The following is a 15003-nucleotide window of genomic DNA, read 5'->3' as shown; positions in this document are numbered from 1 at the left end:
CGGGGGCTCATCGTCGCTCCGGCCCCCCGTCCCCACAGGCAACCGGCGCAGTCCGGGGCCGCGCTCCGCTCACACGCGGGCCCCGGAGCCCGTAAGGATCAGACGCGGATCAGCTCGCGCTCACCCTGGGCGTCACCGCGGCCGTCACCGTCGGTGGGCGTCTCGCCGAGCTGCTTGCGCAGCCCCTCGCCCTCCACGTCCACGTTGGGCAGCAGCCGGTCCAGCCAGCGCGGCAGCCACCAGGCCCGCTTGCCGAGCAGGGCGAGGACCGCGGGCACGATCGCCATCCGGACGACGAACGCGTCGAAGAAGACCGCGATGGCGAGCGAGAAGCCGATCATCTTGATCATCGACTCGCTGGAGCCGATGAACCCGGAGAAGACCGCCATCATGATCACGGCCGCGGCGGTGACGACGCGGGCACCGTGCTTGAAGCCGGTGACGATCGCCTGCGGGGGCTTCTCCCCGTGGACGTACGCCTCGCGCATCCGGGTGACGAGGAAGACCTCGTAGTCCATGGCGAGACCGAAGACCACACCCACCATGAAGATCGGCATCATGGACATGATCGGGCCGGTCTGTTCGACGCCGAAGAGCGAGCCGAGCCAGCCCCACTGGAAGACCGCGACGACCGCGCCCAGGGCCGCGACGACCGAGAGCAGGAAGCCGAGGGCCGCCTTCAGCGGCACCAGAACCGACCGGAAGACCACCATCAGGAGCAGGAAGGCCAGGCCGACGACAAGCGCCAGATACGGCAGCAGCGCGTCGTTCATCTTCTGCGAGAAGTCGATGTTCATCGCCGTGGAGCCGGTGACCAGGACCTCGGCGCCGGTGTCGGACTTGATGTCCTTGCCGGCGTCGCGGATCGCGTGGACCACGTTCTCCGTCTCGGCGGAGCTCGGCCGGTCCTGCGGGACGACGGTGATCATCGCGGTGTCGCCGGCCTTGTTGAAGGTGGCCGGGGAGACGGCGACGACGTGCGGGATACCGGAGATGTCGTCGGTGACCCGAGTGACCGCGGTCCTGCCGTCCGAGCTGTTCGCCGTGTCCACGACGACCATCAGCGGCCCGTTGAAGCCGGGGCCGAAGCCGTCGGAGAGCAGGTCGTAGGCGCGGCGCTGGGTGGTGCTGGTGGGCTGCGAACCGTCGTCGGGCAGGCCCATCTCCAGCGAGGCGGCCGGTACGGCGACGGTCCCGAGGCCGATGACTCCGACCAGCAGTACCCAGACCGGCCTGCGCAGCACGAACCGCGCCCACCGGGTGCCCATGTTCGGCTTCGGAGCCACCGCGGTCTCCGCCTCGGCGGCCTTGCGCGCCTTGCGTCCCATCACCCGCTTGCCCGCGAAGCCCATCATCGCCGGGACGAGGGTCAGCGCGATCAGGACGGCGATCGCGACCGTACCGGCTGCGGCGAAGCCCATCTTCGACAGCATCGGGATGTTGACGACGGCCAGGCCGACCAGGGCGATGACGACGGTGAGGCCGGCGAAGACGACCGCGGAACCGGCCGTGCCGACCGCCCGCCCCGCCGCTTCCTCGCGCTCGCGGCCCTCGGCCAGCTCGGCGCGGTAGCGGGAGACGATGAAGAGCGCGTAGTCGATGCCGACCGCGAGGCCGATCATCATCGCGAGGGTGGAGGTGGTGGAACCCAGGTCGAGCACGTTCGCCAGCGCCGTGATCGTCGAGACACCGATGCCGACGCCGATGAGCGCGGTGAGCAGCGGCAGCCCGGCCGCGATCAGCGACCCGAAGGTGATGACCAGCACGACCGCCGCGATCGCCACACCGATGATCTCGGTGGCGCCGGTCTCCGGCATCACCTGGAGCGCGTCACCGCCGATCTCCACGGTGAGCCCGCTGTGCTGCGCCGCCTTGCCCGCGTCCTGGAGGTCGTCCCGGGTCGCGTCGGTCAGCTCCATCGAGTTGACCTTGTAGGAGACGGAGACGTAGGCGGTGGAACCGTCCTTGCTGACGGCATGCGCCGTGTACGGGTCGGTCACCGAGGCGATCTGGTCCGAGCCGGACTTCAACTCGTCCGCGATCTTGCGCACCTCGGCCTTGTTGGCCGGGTCCGTCATCTTCTCGCCGTCGGGCGCCTTGAAGACGACCCGTGCGGTCGCGCCGTCGGCGCTGGCGGCGGGGAAGCGCTGTTCCAGCAGGTCGAAGGCCTTCTGAGCCTCCGTGCCCGGAATGGAGAAGGAGCTGGAGGTGGCGGTGGACGCGGAGGCCGCGCCGAATCCGGCGAGCGCCAGCAGCGCCACCCAGACGAGGGCGACATAGCGTCGGCGCCGGAAGGCGAACCGTCCGATTTTGTAGAGGAATGTGGCCACGGAGGCGTACTCCCGGTCAGGTCGTATGAGTGGAAAAGGGCGTGAGGAACCAGCCCGACGACGAGAGCGGCGTGTCAGGTGAGGCTTGGGGAGGGCCGTACGGGAGGGACGAGGGGTCAGACACCGAGAGCGGGGAGGATCACGGAGTCGACGTAATCGACGAGAAACGCCTGGTCGACGGCGCGGTCCTCGACCAGCTGCCGAGCGGCGAAGGCGCCGATCAGCATGTGCGGTACATAGGGCAGCGCCGGGTTGTCCGGGCGCAGCTCACCTCGGTCCACGGCTCGGCGCAGCAGCATGTCGAGGCCGGTCATCTCCGGCTCGATGAGCAGCTCGCGCAGCGCCTGGTGGAGATCGGGATTGTCGTGAACGGCATGCATCAGGCCCCGCATCAGCGCCGAGTCCTTCTCCATCTGACAGTCGTCGGTACGGCCCAGTGCTGCGTGGAAGTCACCGCGCAGCGACCCGGTGTCGACTTCGGCGAGGCCGCCCGGCTTGTTGTGCCGCAGCGCCTTGACGACCAGCTCGGGCTTGCTCCCCCACTGGCGGTAGAGGGTGGCCTTGCTGGAACGGGTGCGGGCGGCGACGGCGTCCATGGTCAGGGCGTCGTAGCCGACCTCGCGCAGCAGGTCGAGCACCGCGGCGTACATCTCGCTCTCGCGCTCAGCGGTGAGCCTGGTGCGTGCCATGGTGCAACCTCCTGCTCTTCGGCTTGCGCGCCGGCCGGTTTCGTACGGCAGTTCGCCGAACGAAACTGTTTCGTACACCTCGACGGTACTCCGCCGCTACAGCGAAACTGCATCGTTTCGCTTGTGTGTTGCACCACAAGTTGCCGCGGCCCCCCGACCCGGAAAACATTGGGGGGTGAGTGACGACGTCGCGTATCTCCGTTTCCCGCACCTCCACGAGGACCTGCTCTGCTTCGCGGCCGAGGACGACCTCTGGGTCGCCCCCCTCGTCCCCGAGGGGCAGCGGCCCGGCCGGGCATGGCGGGTGACCGTCGACCGGACGCGGGTCAGCCACCCGCGCTTCTCCCCCGACGGCACCCGGATCGCGTACACGACCTGGCGCAGTCTCGACCCCGAGATCCATCTCGCCCCGGTCGACGGCGGGCCGGCCCGCCGGCTCACCTACTGGGGGTCGACCGACGCACGGGTCTGCGGCTGGACCCCCGATCCGGGCGAGCAGTCCCAGATCCTCGCCGTGTCCTCGCACGGCCAGCCGTTCTCGTACTTCTCCTGGGCGTACAACGTGCCCACGGACGGCTCCCCCGGCGCGAAGCTCCCCTGGGGCCCGGTCTCCGACATCGCGGTCGGGGAGATCGACGGCGAGCGGCGCACCCTGCTGCTCACCGGCACGCCGCCGCACGAACCGGCCGCCTGGAAGCGGTACCGGGGCGGGGCGACCGGGCGGCTGTGGCTGCACGGCGTGCGGTTGCTGCCCGATATCGGCGGCCATCTCGACTCGCCGATGTTCGTCCAGGGCCGGATCGCGTTCCTCTCCGACCACGAGGGCGTCGGCAATCTGTACTCCTGCCTGCCCGACGGAAGCGATCTGCGCCGCCACACCGACCACGACGCGTTCTACGCCCGGCACGCGTCCAGCGACGGCAGCCGGGTCGTCTACCAGTGCGCGGGCGAGGTGTGGCTCGTCGACGACCTGTCACCGGACGCCATGCCGCGGAAGCTGGAAGTGCGGCTCGGCGGGCCGCGGGCCGGACGGCGTCCGTACCAGGTACCGGCATCCAGCCATGTCGACTCGCTGTCGGTGGACGAGACGGGCCGGGCGAGCGCCGTCGCGGTACGCGGCAGCCTGTACTGGCTCACCCACCGCGACGGGCCCGCCCGCACGATCGCCGACACCCCGGGGGTCCGCGTCCGGCTGCCCGAGATGCTCGGCTGCACCGGCCAGGTCGCGTACGTCACGGACGCGGACGGCGCGGACGCGATCGAGATCGCCCACCTGCCTCGCGCCAGCGGCGACAGGGCCCCGCGCCGGCTGGCCTCCGGGCAGGTGGGCCGCGTCGAGGAGTTCATCTCCGACTCGGAGGGCGAACGGCTCGCGATCGCCACGAACGACGGCCGTCTGCTGCTCCTGGAGACCGCCGAGGAGTCCACCGGCGGACCGACCGAACTGATCTGCTCCACCAACGGTCCCGTCCGCGACCTGGCGTTCTCGCCCGACGGGGCCTGGCTGACCTGGTCGCATCCCGGGATCGGCCGCTCCCTGCGGCAGATCAAGCTGGCCCGGATCATGGGGCCCGGCGCACCGATCATCGTCGACGTCACCAACGGCCGCTTCGAGGACGAGAACCCGGTCTTCACCGGCGACGGCCGCTACCTCGCGTTCCTCTCCTGGCGCGGCTTCGACCCGGTGTACGACGTCCACACCGGCGACCTCTCCTTCCCGCTCGGCTGCCGCCCGTACCTGGTCCCGCTCTCCTCGGCCACCCCGTCGCCGTTCGCACTCTCACCGGAAGGACGTCCGGCGGCAGGTGGCCTCGACCCGGTCGACGCCCCGGAGACGGCTCCGGCCGAAGGAGCCACGGTCACGGTTGAGTTCGAGGGGCTGGAGAACCGGGTGACCCCCTTCCCGGTCACCGCTTCGAAGTACTCGGCTCTCCGCCCGGTCAGCGGCGGCGGGCTCGTCTGGCTGCGCTGGCCGATCTCCGGCGCCCTCGGCGAGACGTTCGTCAACCCTGCCGACACCTCAGGGCGCCCCACCCTCGAACACTTCAACATCACCAAAGCCAGGAAGACCGAACTCGTCGGCCATCTCGACTGGTTCGCCGTCAGCGGCGACGGAACCAGGCTCGTCGTCATGGACGACGGCGACCTGCGCGCCGTACCGGCCACCGAGACCGGCGACAGCGACTCGACGGTCTACCTCGACCTGCGGCGGATCCTCCACGACGTCGATCCGCCGGCGGAATGGCGGCAGGCCTACGGGGAAGCGGGCCGCATCATCCGCTCCTACTTCTGGGAGCCGGACATGTGCGGCATCGACTGGGAGGGCGTGCTCGACCAGTACCGTCCGCTCGTCGAACGGGTCGCGACTCCCGACGAGTTCGCCGACCTGCTGCGCGAGGTGCTCGGCGAACTGGGCACCTCGCACGCGTATGTGGCGCCCGCCCGGCGCAACGAAGGACCGCCGCACTACCAGCGGCCGATCGGGCTGCTCGGTGCAAATCTCGTGTGCCGGGACGGGGTCTGGGTGGTCCGGCGGATCCTGCCCGGTGACTCGTCGGACTCCAAGGCCCGTTCACCGCTGTCCGGAACGGGCATCCGGGACGGCGCGATCCTCACGCACGTGGACGGCCGCCCGATCGACCCCGTCACGGGCCCCTACCCCCTCCTCGCCGCAGCCGGCGGCACCACCGTGGAGCTCACCTTCCGCCCCGGCGAGGGCGAAGGCCCGGCGCGCCGTGTCGCACTCGTCCCGCTGGTCGACGAACGCCCCCTGCGCTACCAGGACTGGGTGGCCAAACGCCGGGAGGTCGTGCGCGAGCTGAGCGGTGGCAGGTGCGGCTATCTGCACATCCCCGACATGGGCGGATCGGGCTGGGCCCAGTTCAACCGGGACCTGCGCCTGGAGGTCTCCCGCCCGGCACTGATCGTCGACGTGCGCGGCAACGCGGGCGGCCACATCAGCGAGCTGGTGGTCGAGAAACTGACCCGCACGATCCTCGGCTGGGACCTGACCCGCAACGCCCAGCCGGTCTCGTACGCCTCCAACGCTCCCCGGGGCCCGGTGGTGGCCCTCGCCGACGAGGCGACGTCCTCCGACGGCGACATGATCACCGCCGCGTTCCGGCAGCTGAAACTCGGACCGGTGGTGGGCCAGCGGACGTGGGGCGGCGTGGTCGGCATGACCGGGCGGCACCGGCTGATCGACGGCACGGTCATCACGGTGCCGATGAACGCGGCGTGGTTCGACGCCTACGGCTGGTCGGTGGAGAACCACGGCGTGGAACCGGATCTGGAGGCCCTGCGCTCCCCCCTGGACTGGGCGGAGGGCCGGTACGCGGTGCTGGACGACGCGGTTCAGGTGGCGCTGGACCTGCTGGAGGCCCACCCTGCTGCAACACCGCCGACGTACGACTCCGCGCCGAACCGGGTACGGCCGCCTCTCCCACCCCGGTGACCGGCGCCCCGGCTCTCCGTCCTCGAACGCCGGACGGGCCGGGCGCCGCGCGTGCACGGCCTTGCCATGGCCTCCGGAACGTGCTCGCCACGCTTGCGTCCTCAAACGCCCGGACGGGCCGGCCTCAACCGCCCGGACGGGCTCGATGGCGCCGACGCGGCTCTCGCTCTGCCGCTGCGCGCGACCCTCCCGCCCAGGCGGAAATCCATGAGCTCTTCCGGCGATTGAAGAACGGGAGTCCGAGGGCAGCGCCACCGGGAGGCCGACGCGCGAAGGGCTCCGCTCCCCCCGATGAACACACCCAGGCCCTCGGGCAATTGAGAGGCAGGGAACCGGGACACCGCCCGCAGAAAGCCGACGCTCAGGACCCGTCCATCGACCAACGCACCCAGTCTCTACAGTGGTTGGAGAACAAGGTCCGGGGAGGCCGGCGCGTCCCGGAGCCCCGTTGTCGCCGAACGCACCCAGCCCCTCGTACGATTGAGAACAGAGGGCGGGGGTGCCCGAAACAACGACCCCCCCCGCACGCGAAAGGGCGCGCCCGGTTTCCCGGACGCGCCCCTCACCCGCGCGAAGCCTCAGCCACATCCTCGCGCAGGCGACCAACGATCAAGTCAAGACTGGTCGTCGATCCGGTTGCGCGAGCCCTGCGCAGCACTCCGCGCAGCACCCGGCGAGGCGCTCCGCGCCCCGCCTCGCGCAGCGCCGCGCGTCGTGCCCTGGGCCTTGTCATGCGCCCGGTCCGACTGGGGCGACCGCTGCCGCGCGTCGCCGCCCTTCTTCTCGCCGACGTTCTTCTTCGCCTGGTCGGCGAGCTCCTGCGCCTTGTCCTTGAACTGGTCTGCAATACCCATGCTGTTCACTCCTAGTGGGGTGTTCGGGATGCGATGGGGGTGACCCTCGGAGGGGCCTCGACCAGAGTTACACGGCGGCACATTCCACGCATTTCGATCAGTCACGCTGCGTACGCGCACCCCGCGCGCTCTCGTCCGCCGCGCCCCCCGCGCCCACGAGCCCCTTGCTCACGCCCGCCAGCCGCGGCCCGAACCGTTTCATCTCGCGCTGCCCGACCACGCCGATGAGCGCCGGCAGGTAGCCCCGCATCGGCTGCATGCCGCGCAGCCACCACTGCGCATACACATGCGCGGACCGCCGTTCGATGCCCGCCACGATCCGGTCGATCGCCGGGCCCAGGGGGTACGTGCGGTTCGACGGCCACGGCAGCCGCTGCCGCAACTCCCGCATGACGTCGTCCTCGTCGGCGCCGCGCACCATGTCGGTGTCCGTCCAGGACAGATAGCCGACGCCGACCTTCACTCCCTGGTACCCGACCTCCGCCCGCAGGCTGTGCGCGAACGCCTCCACGCCCGACTTCGACGCGCAGTACGCGGTCATCATCGGCGCCGGAGTGATCGCGGCGAGCGACGCGATCTGCAGGAAGTAGCCGCGGCTCTCCGTCAGTACGGGCAGGAACGCCCGTCCCGTCACCGCACCGCCGATCAGATTGACCTCGATGACCCGCCGCCAGGCATCCGGGTCGGAGTCGACGAACGGCCCGCCCGACGCGACCCCGGCATTGGCCACGACGACGTCGACCTTTCCGAACCGCTCCTTCACCTCCTGCGCGACCTGTGCCATCGCCACATGGTCGGTGACGTCCGCGTACCAGTGGTCGCTCTCCGCGTGCAGCCGCTCGGAGACCTTCTTCAGTTCGTCCGGCTCCAGGCCGACCAGCGCCAGCTTCGCACCACGCGCCGAGAGCTTGCGGGCCAGCAGTTCGCCCACGCCGCGTGCCGCGCCCGTGACGACCACGACCTGTCCTTCGAGACTGCGCCTGCCGCTCATACGACCTCCTCCTCCACACTGTCACTGGCGGTGCCGGCAGCGGGGGTGACATACCCGGCCACCAGTTCCCGGATCTTCGCGGTGACCGCCTCCGGCGCCTCCACCGGCGTCATGTGCCCCATGCCCGCCAGTTCGGTGAGCCCGAGGGAGACGGGCAGCGCCGCCGCAAGGGCGCGCGCGTGGACGGGCGGCGTCAGCCGGTCCTCGGTACCCGCGATCACGGCCGTGGGCACCCGCAGTTCCCGCACCCCCGCGTCGAGATCGAGCTCCGCGAGCACGTGCCCCCAGGCGACCCGCGGCGCCCGCGGGCAGGCGTGCACGATCCGGGCGCAGGACTCGACCCGCTCCGGGGCCGAGCCGGAGCCCATCGTCGCGTACTTGAGGATCCGTTTCGAGACGGGAGTGACCGGACCGAGCGGGGCCCGCGCCCCGAGGATCGCGCGGGTTATCCGGGTCCGGACCGCGCCGGCCCGCATCGGCACGACGAGCGACTCGTCGATCAGCCGTGAACTGCCGGTGCTGCACAGCAGTACGGCTGCCGCGTGCTCGCGCAGCCCGGCCCGTCGCGACGCGGCCATCAGCGTCATGCCGCCCATGGAGTGCCCGGCGAGCACCGTGCGCTCACCGGGGGCCAGGGCCGTGGCCAGCACCGCTTCGAGGTCGTCGGCGAGCGCGTCGGTGCTGTACCCCCCGCGGCCGACGGCGGGCGTACGGCCGTGGCCGCGCTGGTCGTAGGCGATGACCCGGTGGTCCACCGCCAGGTCCCGGATCTGCGCGGCCCAGAAGTGGGTGCTGCAGGTCCAGCCGTGTGCCAGCACCACCGCGGGCGCGCCGTCCGGCCCGTGCACCTCGACGTGGATGCGGGAGCCGTCGGCGGAGACGGCGGTCAGTTCCTGCGCGGGCACCGGTGGGGCGTCCTCGCGCCGCAGCAGCCGGCTCATCGGGCGACCTCCTCGGCGACGGCCTTCCGCGCGACGGCGGTCCCGGCGGCGTCGGGCTTCGGCGGCCGGATGACCTCGTACTCCCCCAGGTCCACCGTCTGCGTCGCCCGGCGGAACTCACCGGTCGTACCCGGCCAGACCGTGGTGTTGCGCCCGTTGGCGTCGAGATACCAGCTGGTGCAGCCGCCGGTGTTCCACACGGTCCGCTTCATCCGCTCCTGGACCCGCCGGTTCCACACCCCGACCGCCGACTTCCGCGCACCGAGCGCGACCCGCCCGCCCAGGACGTTCAACTGGCGTAGATAGTCCGCCATGTAGTTCAGCTGGGACTCGATCATCAGGATCATGGAGGAGTTCCCGAGCCCCGTGTTGGGGCCGATGATCGTCATCCAGTTGGGGAAGCCCGCGGCGGTGGCGCCGCGCAGCGACTGCATGCCGTCCTTCCAGGACTCGGCGAGCGTGATGCCCTCCGCACCGACGACCCGGTCGGCGATCGGCATGTCCGTCACATGGAAGCCGGTGCCGAAGATGATCGCGTCGACCTCGGCCTCCGTCCCGCCCCCAGAGCCTCCGGCCTGGGAGGTGCCCCCTGCGGCGACGACCGTGGAGCCGCGCACCTCGGTCAGCCCGGCGGCGACCACATCCACATTGGGCTGGGCGAGAGCCGGGTAGTAGCTGCTGGAGAGCAGGATCCGCTTGCAGCCGATGCGGTACGACGGGGTCAGCTTGGCCCGCAGCGCCGGGTCCTTGATGGCCCGGGCCATGTTGGACTTCGCGATCCTCTCGACGAGGCCGAGCTCGTTCGGGTGCTTGGTGAAGGCGCTGACCTGCAACTCCCGTATGCCCCACAGCAGTCCGCGGCGCGCGGCGCCGGTGAACGGCAGCGTGCGGTGCAGCCATCGCTCGGCACCGCTGATGTTGCGGTCCATGCGCGGCATGACCCACGGCGGGGTGCGCTGGAACAGGGTGAGACGGCCGACCTTCGGCTGGATCGCCGGCACGATCTGGATGGCGGAGGCGCCGGTGCCGATCACGGCCACGCGCTTGCCGGTCAGGTCGTAGTCGTGGTCCCAGCGGGCCGAGTGGAAGACCTTGCCGGGGAAGTCGGCGAGACCGGGTATGTCCGGCATCTTCGGGTCGGAGAGCGGGCCGGTCGCGGAGACGACGACATCGGCGACGATCGTGGTCCCGTTCGAGGACTCGATCGTCCAGTTCAGCTCGTCGTTGTTCCACCGCATCATCGTCACTTCGTGGCCCAGCCTGATGTGCGGGCGCAGTCCGAAGGTGTCGGCGACGTGTTCCAGGTAGGCGCGGATGTGCTCCTGTCCCGAGAAGGTGCGCGGCCAGTCCGGGTTGGGGGCGAACGAGAACGAGTAGAGGTGGGACGGCACGTCGCAGGCGCAGCCCGGATAGCTGTTGTCGCGCCAGGTGCCGCCGACGGAGTCGGCCCGTTCCAGGACGACGAAGTCGGTGATGCCGTCGCGGCGCAGCCGGACGGCGGCCCCCAGGCCCCCGAATCCGGATCCGATCACCGCCACTCGTACATGCTCGTGCTGGGCCATGCTGCCGCCTCCCGCGGTACGTCACACGACTCTGCCAGCAATCACTGGCATTGTTGGGAGAGTAGAGCAGGGCCGTACCGATGGGTAGGGGTCCGGCAAGGGAAAGTTACCGACGGTACAACATAGGGTGCCGTTGTGGCTGAAGGACGCGAGCACCGCGAATACCGCATGGAGGAGCTGGCCAAGGAGGCCGGCATCCCCGTGCGGACCGTGCGCTTCTACCGGGAGCGGGGTCTGATCTCGCCACCGCGCCGGGAGGGACGCATCGCCTGGTACGACGACCACCACCTGGCGCGACTGCGGACCATCACCGGCCTGCTGGAGCGGGGTCACACCCTCACCGGGATCGCCGATCTGGCCCGCACCTTCGAGAGCGGCCGCGATGTCGCCGAGGTCCTGGGGCTGGGCGAACCGACCGAGGAGACCCCGGTCCACCTCACGCCCGAACAGCTCGCGGACTACTTCGAGGGCGAGGTCACCGCGGAGAACCTCGCCGCCGCCCTGGACCTGGGCTATCTCGCCACCGACGGCGACGAGATCGTGCACATCAGCCGCCGCCTCCTGGAGGTGTCGGCGGAGCTGGTACGGGAAGGGGTGCCCCTCTCCGCGGTGCTCTCGGCGGGCCGCGAGGTCCGCGCACACGCGGACGCGCTCGCCGATCTCTTCGTCGGGGTGATGCGGGCCCACTCCACGGAGCCGGAACCGCCCCAACTCCGCCCGCTCGCCCGCGCGGTGGTGGACGCGGAACTGTCGATGGCCCTGGACCGCAGGCTGCGCCGGGACGACGACACCCGGTCGCAGCCGTCGGAGCCGTAGCACTCGGAGCGGTACCCCCACGAGCCGCGGCCGAAATTGCGTTGCCCGCGCCCCGCCCGTGCGCAAGGCTTCCGCCCATGCCCGAAACCAATCCGAGCGGTTCGCACGGGATCGAGGCCCTGTTCTCCCGCGGACGGCTGACCGCGATCCCCCGCAAGCCGGCCCGCCGCGAACAGTTGCTCGTCCACCTGACGCAGACGCTGTTCGAGCCGGACCGCACCTACAGCGAGCGCGAGGTCAACGAGGCGCTGCTGACGGTGCACGACGACTACCCGGCGCTGCGCCGCTACCTGGTGGTGGCCGGCCTGCTGACCCGGCCCAAGGACGGCAGCAGCTACCGCCGGACCCGGTGACCCAGCACCGTAGACCCAGCGCCGCTCCGGCACCGTTCGCCCTGCGGGACGGGGAGCCTGCACCGTCAGGGCGAAGTGGCACGCGGCGGCGGTCGGCCGGTTCATGAACGAGGTGTCCCGGGACTTCGTCATGAAGTTGTATGTGGCCCCGGGCGTTCGGCCGCCGGTCGTGCCATCGGTGCGCGGGCGGGTCCTCCTGCCGCTCCGCTACAGATCGAACACAGCCGTCACCGGCGCATGGTCGCTCCACCGCTCGGCATGCGTGGCGGCCCGCTCCACCCATGCCTTCACCGCACGCCCGGCGAGACCGGCGGTCGCCACCTGGTAGTCGATGCGCCAGCCCGTGTCGTTGTCGAAGGCCCGCCCCCGGTAGGACCACCAGGAGTACGGCCCTTCCTCGTCGGGGTGGAGCGCACGCACCACATCGACGTACTCGGCCTCACCGAAGACCCGGGTCAGCCACTCCCGCTCCTCCGGCAGGAAGCCGGAGTTCTTCTTGTTGCCCTTCCAGTTCTTCAGGTCGGCCTCCTGGTGGGCGATGTTCCAGTCGCCGCACACCAGCACCTCGCGGCCGTCGGCCGCGGCCCGCTCCCTGAGGCCCTTCAGGTACGGCAGGAACGCGTCCATGAAGCGCTCCTTCTCGTCCTGCCGCTCCGTGCCGACCTCGCCGGAGGGCAGGTACAGGCTCGCCACCGTGACACCGGGCAGGTCGACCTCGACGTACCGGCCACTGCCGTCGAACTCCTCGCTCCCGGCGTCCCCGAAGCCACCGAAGCCGATCTGCACCCGCTCCGGTGCGCGGCGCGTGTAGAGCGAGACCCCGGCCCGTCCCTTGGCGCCGGCCGGCGCGTGCACGGTGTGCCAGCCGTCGGGCTCGCGCACCTCGGCAGCGAGCTGCTGCGGTTCGGCGCGCACTTCCTGCAGGCAGATCACATCGGCGTCGGTCTGCGCCAGCCACTCGGTGAAGCCCTTCTTCGCGGCGGCGCGGAGCCCGTTCACATTTACAGTGGTCACGGTGAGCATCCCGGAACAATACCGACAACCGCTGTCGCATACATGTACCATACTTCGCATGCATATCCAGCCGCGGTCGTTCGACCACCCCGACGCCGTCAAACTCAACGACGAGGTGCAGCTCGAGTACGCCGAGCGCTACGGGGACGAGGGCGATGTCACACCGCTCGACCCGTCGATGTTCCGGCCGCCGAACGGTCTGTATCTGCTCGCCTACGACGAGTCGGGTGCACCGGTCGCCACCGGCGGCTGGCGCGCCCAGGACCGGAACGGGGAGGGCTACTCGGACGGCGACGCCGAACTCAAGCGGATGTTCGTGATCCAGCAGAGCCGCGGGCAGGGTCTGGCACGCCGCATCCTCACCGCCCTCGAAGCGGACGCACGGGCGGCGGGCCGCAACCGGATGGTGCTGGAGACCGGCAACCAGCAGCCGGAGGCCGTCGCGCTGTACGTCTCCAGCGGCTATGCCCCCTGCGAGAAGTTCGGCTACTACCGCACGTACGAGAACAGCCTCTGCTTCGCCAAACCGCTCCAGGAGTCGTGAACCGGGCCCTGTTCCGGTCCACGGCCTCCTGAAGGACACGAACTGCGCGGCGCCGAACGGCTCGGGCTGTTCCGGGTTCGGCAACTGCCCGGCAGCCGACGACGAGGGCGCCGTGCGCGATCAGCCGGTGCACAGCGTCGACGTCCGAGACCGGCGCGCCTGCGGTCCGCGCCTGACACAGGGTCACGACGCGGCACCGGCGGGCGTAGGCACCGCCTGCCGGCGCTCACCGCACGCGCGCGACACCCACATGGAAGCCGCTGCGCTCATTCTCCGGAGCCGGCTCCTCCTGGTACCACTCCGCTGCCGTCACCAGCCCGGGCTCGACGAGATCCAGACCGCCGAAGAACGGCTCGACCTCACTGCGCGTGCGCATCCGCAGCGCGATGGCGCCCCTCTTGTACGCGGACTCGGTCTCGTCGCGGAGCTCCGGATGCTGGTCGGCCGTACCGTGCGACAGCACCAGATAGCTGCCCGACGGCAGGGCGTCCACCAGCGTGCGGGTGATCCCGTACGGGTCCTGGTCGTCGGGCAGGAAGTGCATGAGCGCGATCAGGGACAGCGCGATGGGCCTGCCGAAGTCCAGCAGTTCACGGGCGCGGTCGAGGATCAGTTGCGGCTGCCGCACATCCGCGTGGATGTAGTGGGTGGCCCCCTCGGGACTGCTGACGAGCAGCGCCTCCGCATGACGCAGAACGATGGGGTCGTTGTCCGTGTAGACGATCCGGGCCGAGGGCGTGATCGCCTGGACGATCTGGTGCAGGTTCGGCGAGGTGGGAATGCCGGTGCCGACATCGAGGAACTGATCGACGCCCCGGCGCGCCAGCCAGGCGGAGGCCCGCTGCATGAAGGCCCGGTTCCGCGCCGCATTGGCCCGTGCCTCCGGGGGCAGCTTCTCCCCCACCGCCTGATCGACCGGATAGTTGTCCTTGCCGCCGAGGAGCCAGTCGTAGACGCGCGCCGGATGGGGTTTGCTGGTGTCGATCTGGGGCTTGAGCGGGCCGGCCGTCACAGGACGCTCCTCCGTACGGGAATCGCGGGCGGAAAACTGCGCCTCGTCCTGCCGCGAGGTCGCCACGGGGGGCACCCGGCGGGCGGGGCGAGCGAAAACAGCGTAGGCGCCCCGGAGTTCGACCGTTGTACGAACCACGAACCTTCGCCGCCGCACGAACCGCTCTTCTCCGCCGCAACCGGACGGCCGGCCGGGAGCGAAGCTTTTCCGGCTGCACTCCGCTGCCGGACGACGCCAAAGAGCCCCTACCGGGTTTCCCCGGTAGGGGCTCTGAGCTGCGGTGGACCTGTGGGGATTTGAACCCCAGACCCCCTCGATGCGAACGAGGTGCGCTACCAGACTGCGCCACAGGCCCTTGCAACGAGTGAAACTCTAGCACCCTCACCGGGGTGCTCGGAAATCCGCTCCCCCGCTGGTCAGCCGGGTCGGTCTCGCAGCAGGTC

12 protein-coding genes and 1 tRNA gene are annotated in these 15003 nt (G+C 70.6%); 4 read left to right on the top strand and 9 right to left on the bottom strand.

From position 1 onward, the window contains the following. Positions 1-98: 98 nt before the first annotated feature. Together OG878_RS23570 and OG878_RS23565 are read right to left on the bottom strand one after the other, a co-directional pair. Positions 99-2330 carry an MMPL family transporter gene (locus tag OG878_RS23570; protein WP_328888615.1) on the bottom strand — a complete coding sequence of 744 codons (2232 nt, stop codon included), beginning with the start codon at positions 2328-2330 and terminating at the stop codon, positions 99-101. 116 nt (positions 2331-2446) lie between these two features. Beyond that, complete coding sequence (locus OG878_RS23565; protein WP_328888614.1) at positions 2447-3019, bottom strand: TetR/AcrR family transcriptional regulator; 573 nt, start codon at positions 3017-3019, stop codon at positions 2447-2449. Positions 3020-3194: 175 nt separating this feature from the next. On the opposite strand from OG878_RS23565, the gene OG878_RS23560 reads away from it, so the two are divergent. Continuing rightward, entirely contained in the window at positions 3195-6473 is a 3279-nt protein-coding gene (locus OG878_RS23560) for a S41 family peptidase (RefSeq protein WP_328888613.1), read from the top strand. Between the two features lie 614 nt (positions 6474-7087). Here OG878_RS23560 and OG878_RS23555 read toward each other — a convergent pair. The 4 genes from OG878_RS23555 to OG878_RS23540 all read right to left on the bottom strand — a co-directional run bounded on the left by OG878_RS23555 (position 7088) and on the right by OG878_RS23540 (position 10821). Next, on the bottom strand, positions 7088-7327 hold the full coding sequence (locus OG878_RS23555) for a hypothetical protein (protein WP_328888612.1): 240 nt from the start codon (positions 7325-7327) through the stop codon (positions 7088-7090). Between the two features lie 97 nt (positions 7328-7424). Next, a complete protein-coding gene (locus OG878_RS23550; protein ID WP_328888611.1) occupies positions 7425-8318 on the bottom strand; it encodes an SDR family oxidoreductase in 894 nt (297 codons plus the stop codon). Next, positions 8315-9259, bottom strand: coding sequence for an alpha/beta fold hydrolase (locus OG878_RS23545; protein WP_328888610.1), 945 nt, complete (start codon positions 9257-9259; stop codon positions 8315-8317). Before OG878_RS23545 ends, OG878_RS23550 begins: the two co-directional genes overlap by 4 nt. Beyond that, positions 9256-10821, bottom strand: coding sequence for a flavin-containing monooxygenase (locus OG878_RS23540; RefSeq protein ID WP_328888609.1), 1566 nt, complete (start codon positions 10819-10821; stop codon positions 9256-9258). Before OG878_RS23540 ends, OG878_RS23545 begins: the two co-directional genes overlap by 4 nt. Positions 10822-10989: 168 nt before the next feature. Here OG878_RS23540 and OG878_RS23535 point away from each other — a divergent pair, with 168 nt between their 5' ends. Beyond that, positions 10990-11637 carry a MerR family transcriptional regulator gene (locus OG878_RS23535; RefSeq protein ID WP_328891348.1) on the top strand — a complete coding sequence of 216 codons (648 nt, stop codon included), beginning with the start codon at positions 10990-10992 and terminating at the stop codon, positions 11635-11637. 77 nt (positions 11638-11714) lie between these two features. Then, entirely contained in the window at positions 11715-11990 is a 276-nt protein-coding gene (locus OG878_RS23530; RefSeq protein WP_328888608.1) for a DUF2087 domain-containing protein, read from the top strand. A gap of 207 nt (positions 11991-12197) precedes the next feature. On the opposite strand, the gene OG878_RS23525 is transcribed toward OG878_RS23530, so the two are convergent. Then, entirely contained in the window at positions 12198-13013 is an 816-nt protein-coding gene (locus OG878_RS23525) for an exodeoxyribonuclease III (RefSeq protein WP_328888607.1), read from the bottom strand. 49 nt (positions 13014-13062) lie between these two features. On the opposite strand from OG878_RS23525, the gene OG878_RS23520 reads away from it, so the two are divergent. Continuing rightward, on the top strand, positions 13063-13548 hold the full coding sequence (locus OG878_RS23520; protein ID WP_328888606.1) for a GNAT family N-acetyltransferase: 486 nt from the start codon (positions 13063-13065) through the stop codon (positions 13546-13548). Between the two features lie 226 nt (positions 13549-13774). Here OG878_RS23520 and OG878_RS23515 read toward each other — a convergent pair whose 3' ends face one another. After that, positions 13775-14560: an SAM-dependent methyltransferase gene (locus OG878_RS23515; RefSeq protein WP_328891347.1), complete on the bottom strand. Its 786-nt coding sequence runs from the start codon at positions 14558-14560 to the stop codon at positions 13775-13777. A 281-nt stretch (positions 14561-14841) separates the two neighbouring features. After that, positions 14842-14915: transfer RNA gene (locus OG878_RS23510), tRNA-Ala, on the bottom strand. Positions 14916-15003: the final 88 nt, after the last annotated feature.

It is taken from the genome of Streptomyces sp. NBC_00316 (assembly GCF_036158715.1).
GTDB lineage: Bacteria > Actinomycetota > Actinomycetes > Streptomycetales > Streptomycetaceae > Streptomyces.
The sequence above is the reverse complement of the archived record's forward strand: the minus strand, read 5'-3'. Positions and strand labels throughout refer to the sequence as shown.

Bases quoted from the DNA above. Each gene is read 5' to 3' on its own strand.
- OG878_RS23530 (WP_328888608.1), top strand. From the start codon at position 11,715: ATGCCCGAAACCAATCCGAGCGGTTCGCACGGGATCGAGGCCCTGTTC.
- OG878_RS23545 (WP_328888610.1), bottom strand. From the start codon at position 9,259: ATGAGCCGGCTGCTGCGGCGCGAGGACGCCCCACCGGTGCCCGCGCAG.
- OG878_RS23555 (WP_328888612.1), bottom strand. From the start codon at position 7,327: ATGGGTATTGCAGACCAGTTCAAGGACAAGGCGCAGGAGCTCGCCGAC.
- OG878_RS23540 (WP_328888609.1), bottom strand. From the start codon at position 10,821: ATGGCCCAGCACGAGCATGTACGAGTGGCGGTGATCGGATCCGGATTC.
- OG878_RS23525 (WP_328888607.1), bottom strand. From the start codon at position 13,013: ATGCTCACCGTGACCACTGTAAATGTGAACGGGCTCCGCGCCGCCGCG.
- OG878_RS23520 (WP_328888606.1), top strand. From the start codon at position 13,063: ATGCATATCCAGCCGCGGTCGTTCGACCACCCCGACGCCGTCAAACTC.
- OG878_RS23550 (WP_328888611.1), bottom strand. From the start codon at position 8,318: ATGAGCGGCAGGCGCAGTCTCGAAGGACAGGTCGTGGTCGTCACGGGC.
- OG878_RS23535 (WP_328891348.1), top strand. From the start codon at position 10,990: ATGGAGGAGCTGGCCAAGGAGGCCGGCATCCCCGTGCGGACCGTGCGC.
- OG878_RS23565 (WP_328888614.1), bottom strand. From the start codon at position 3,019: ATGGCACGCACCAGGCTCACCGCTGAGCGCGAGAGCGAGATGTACGCC.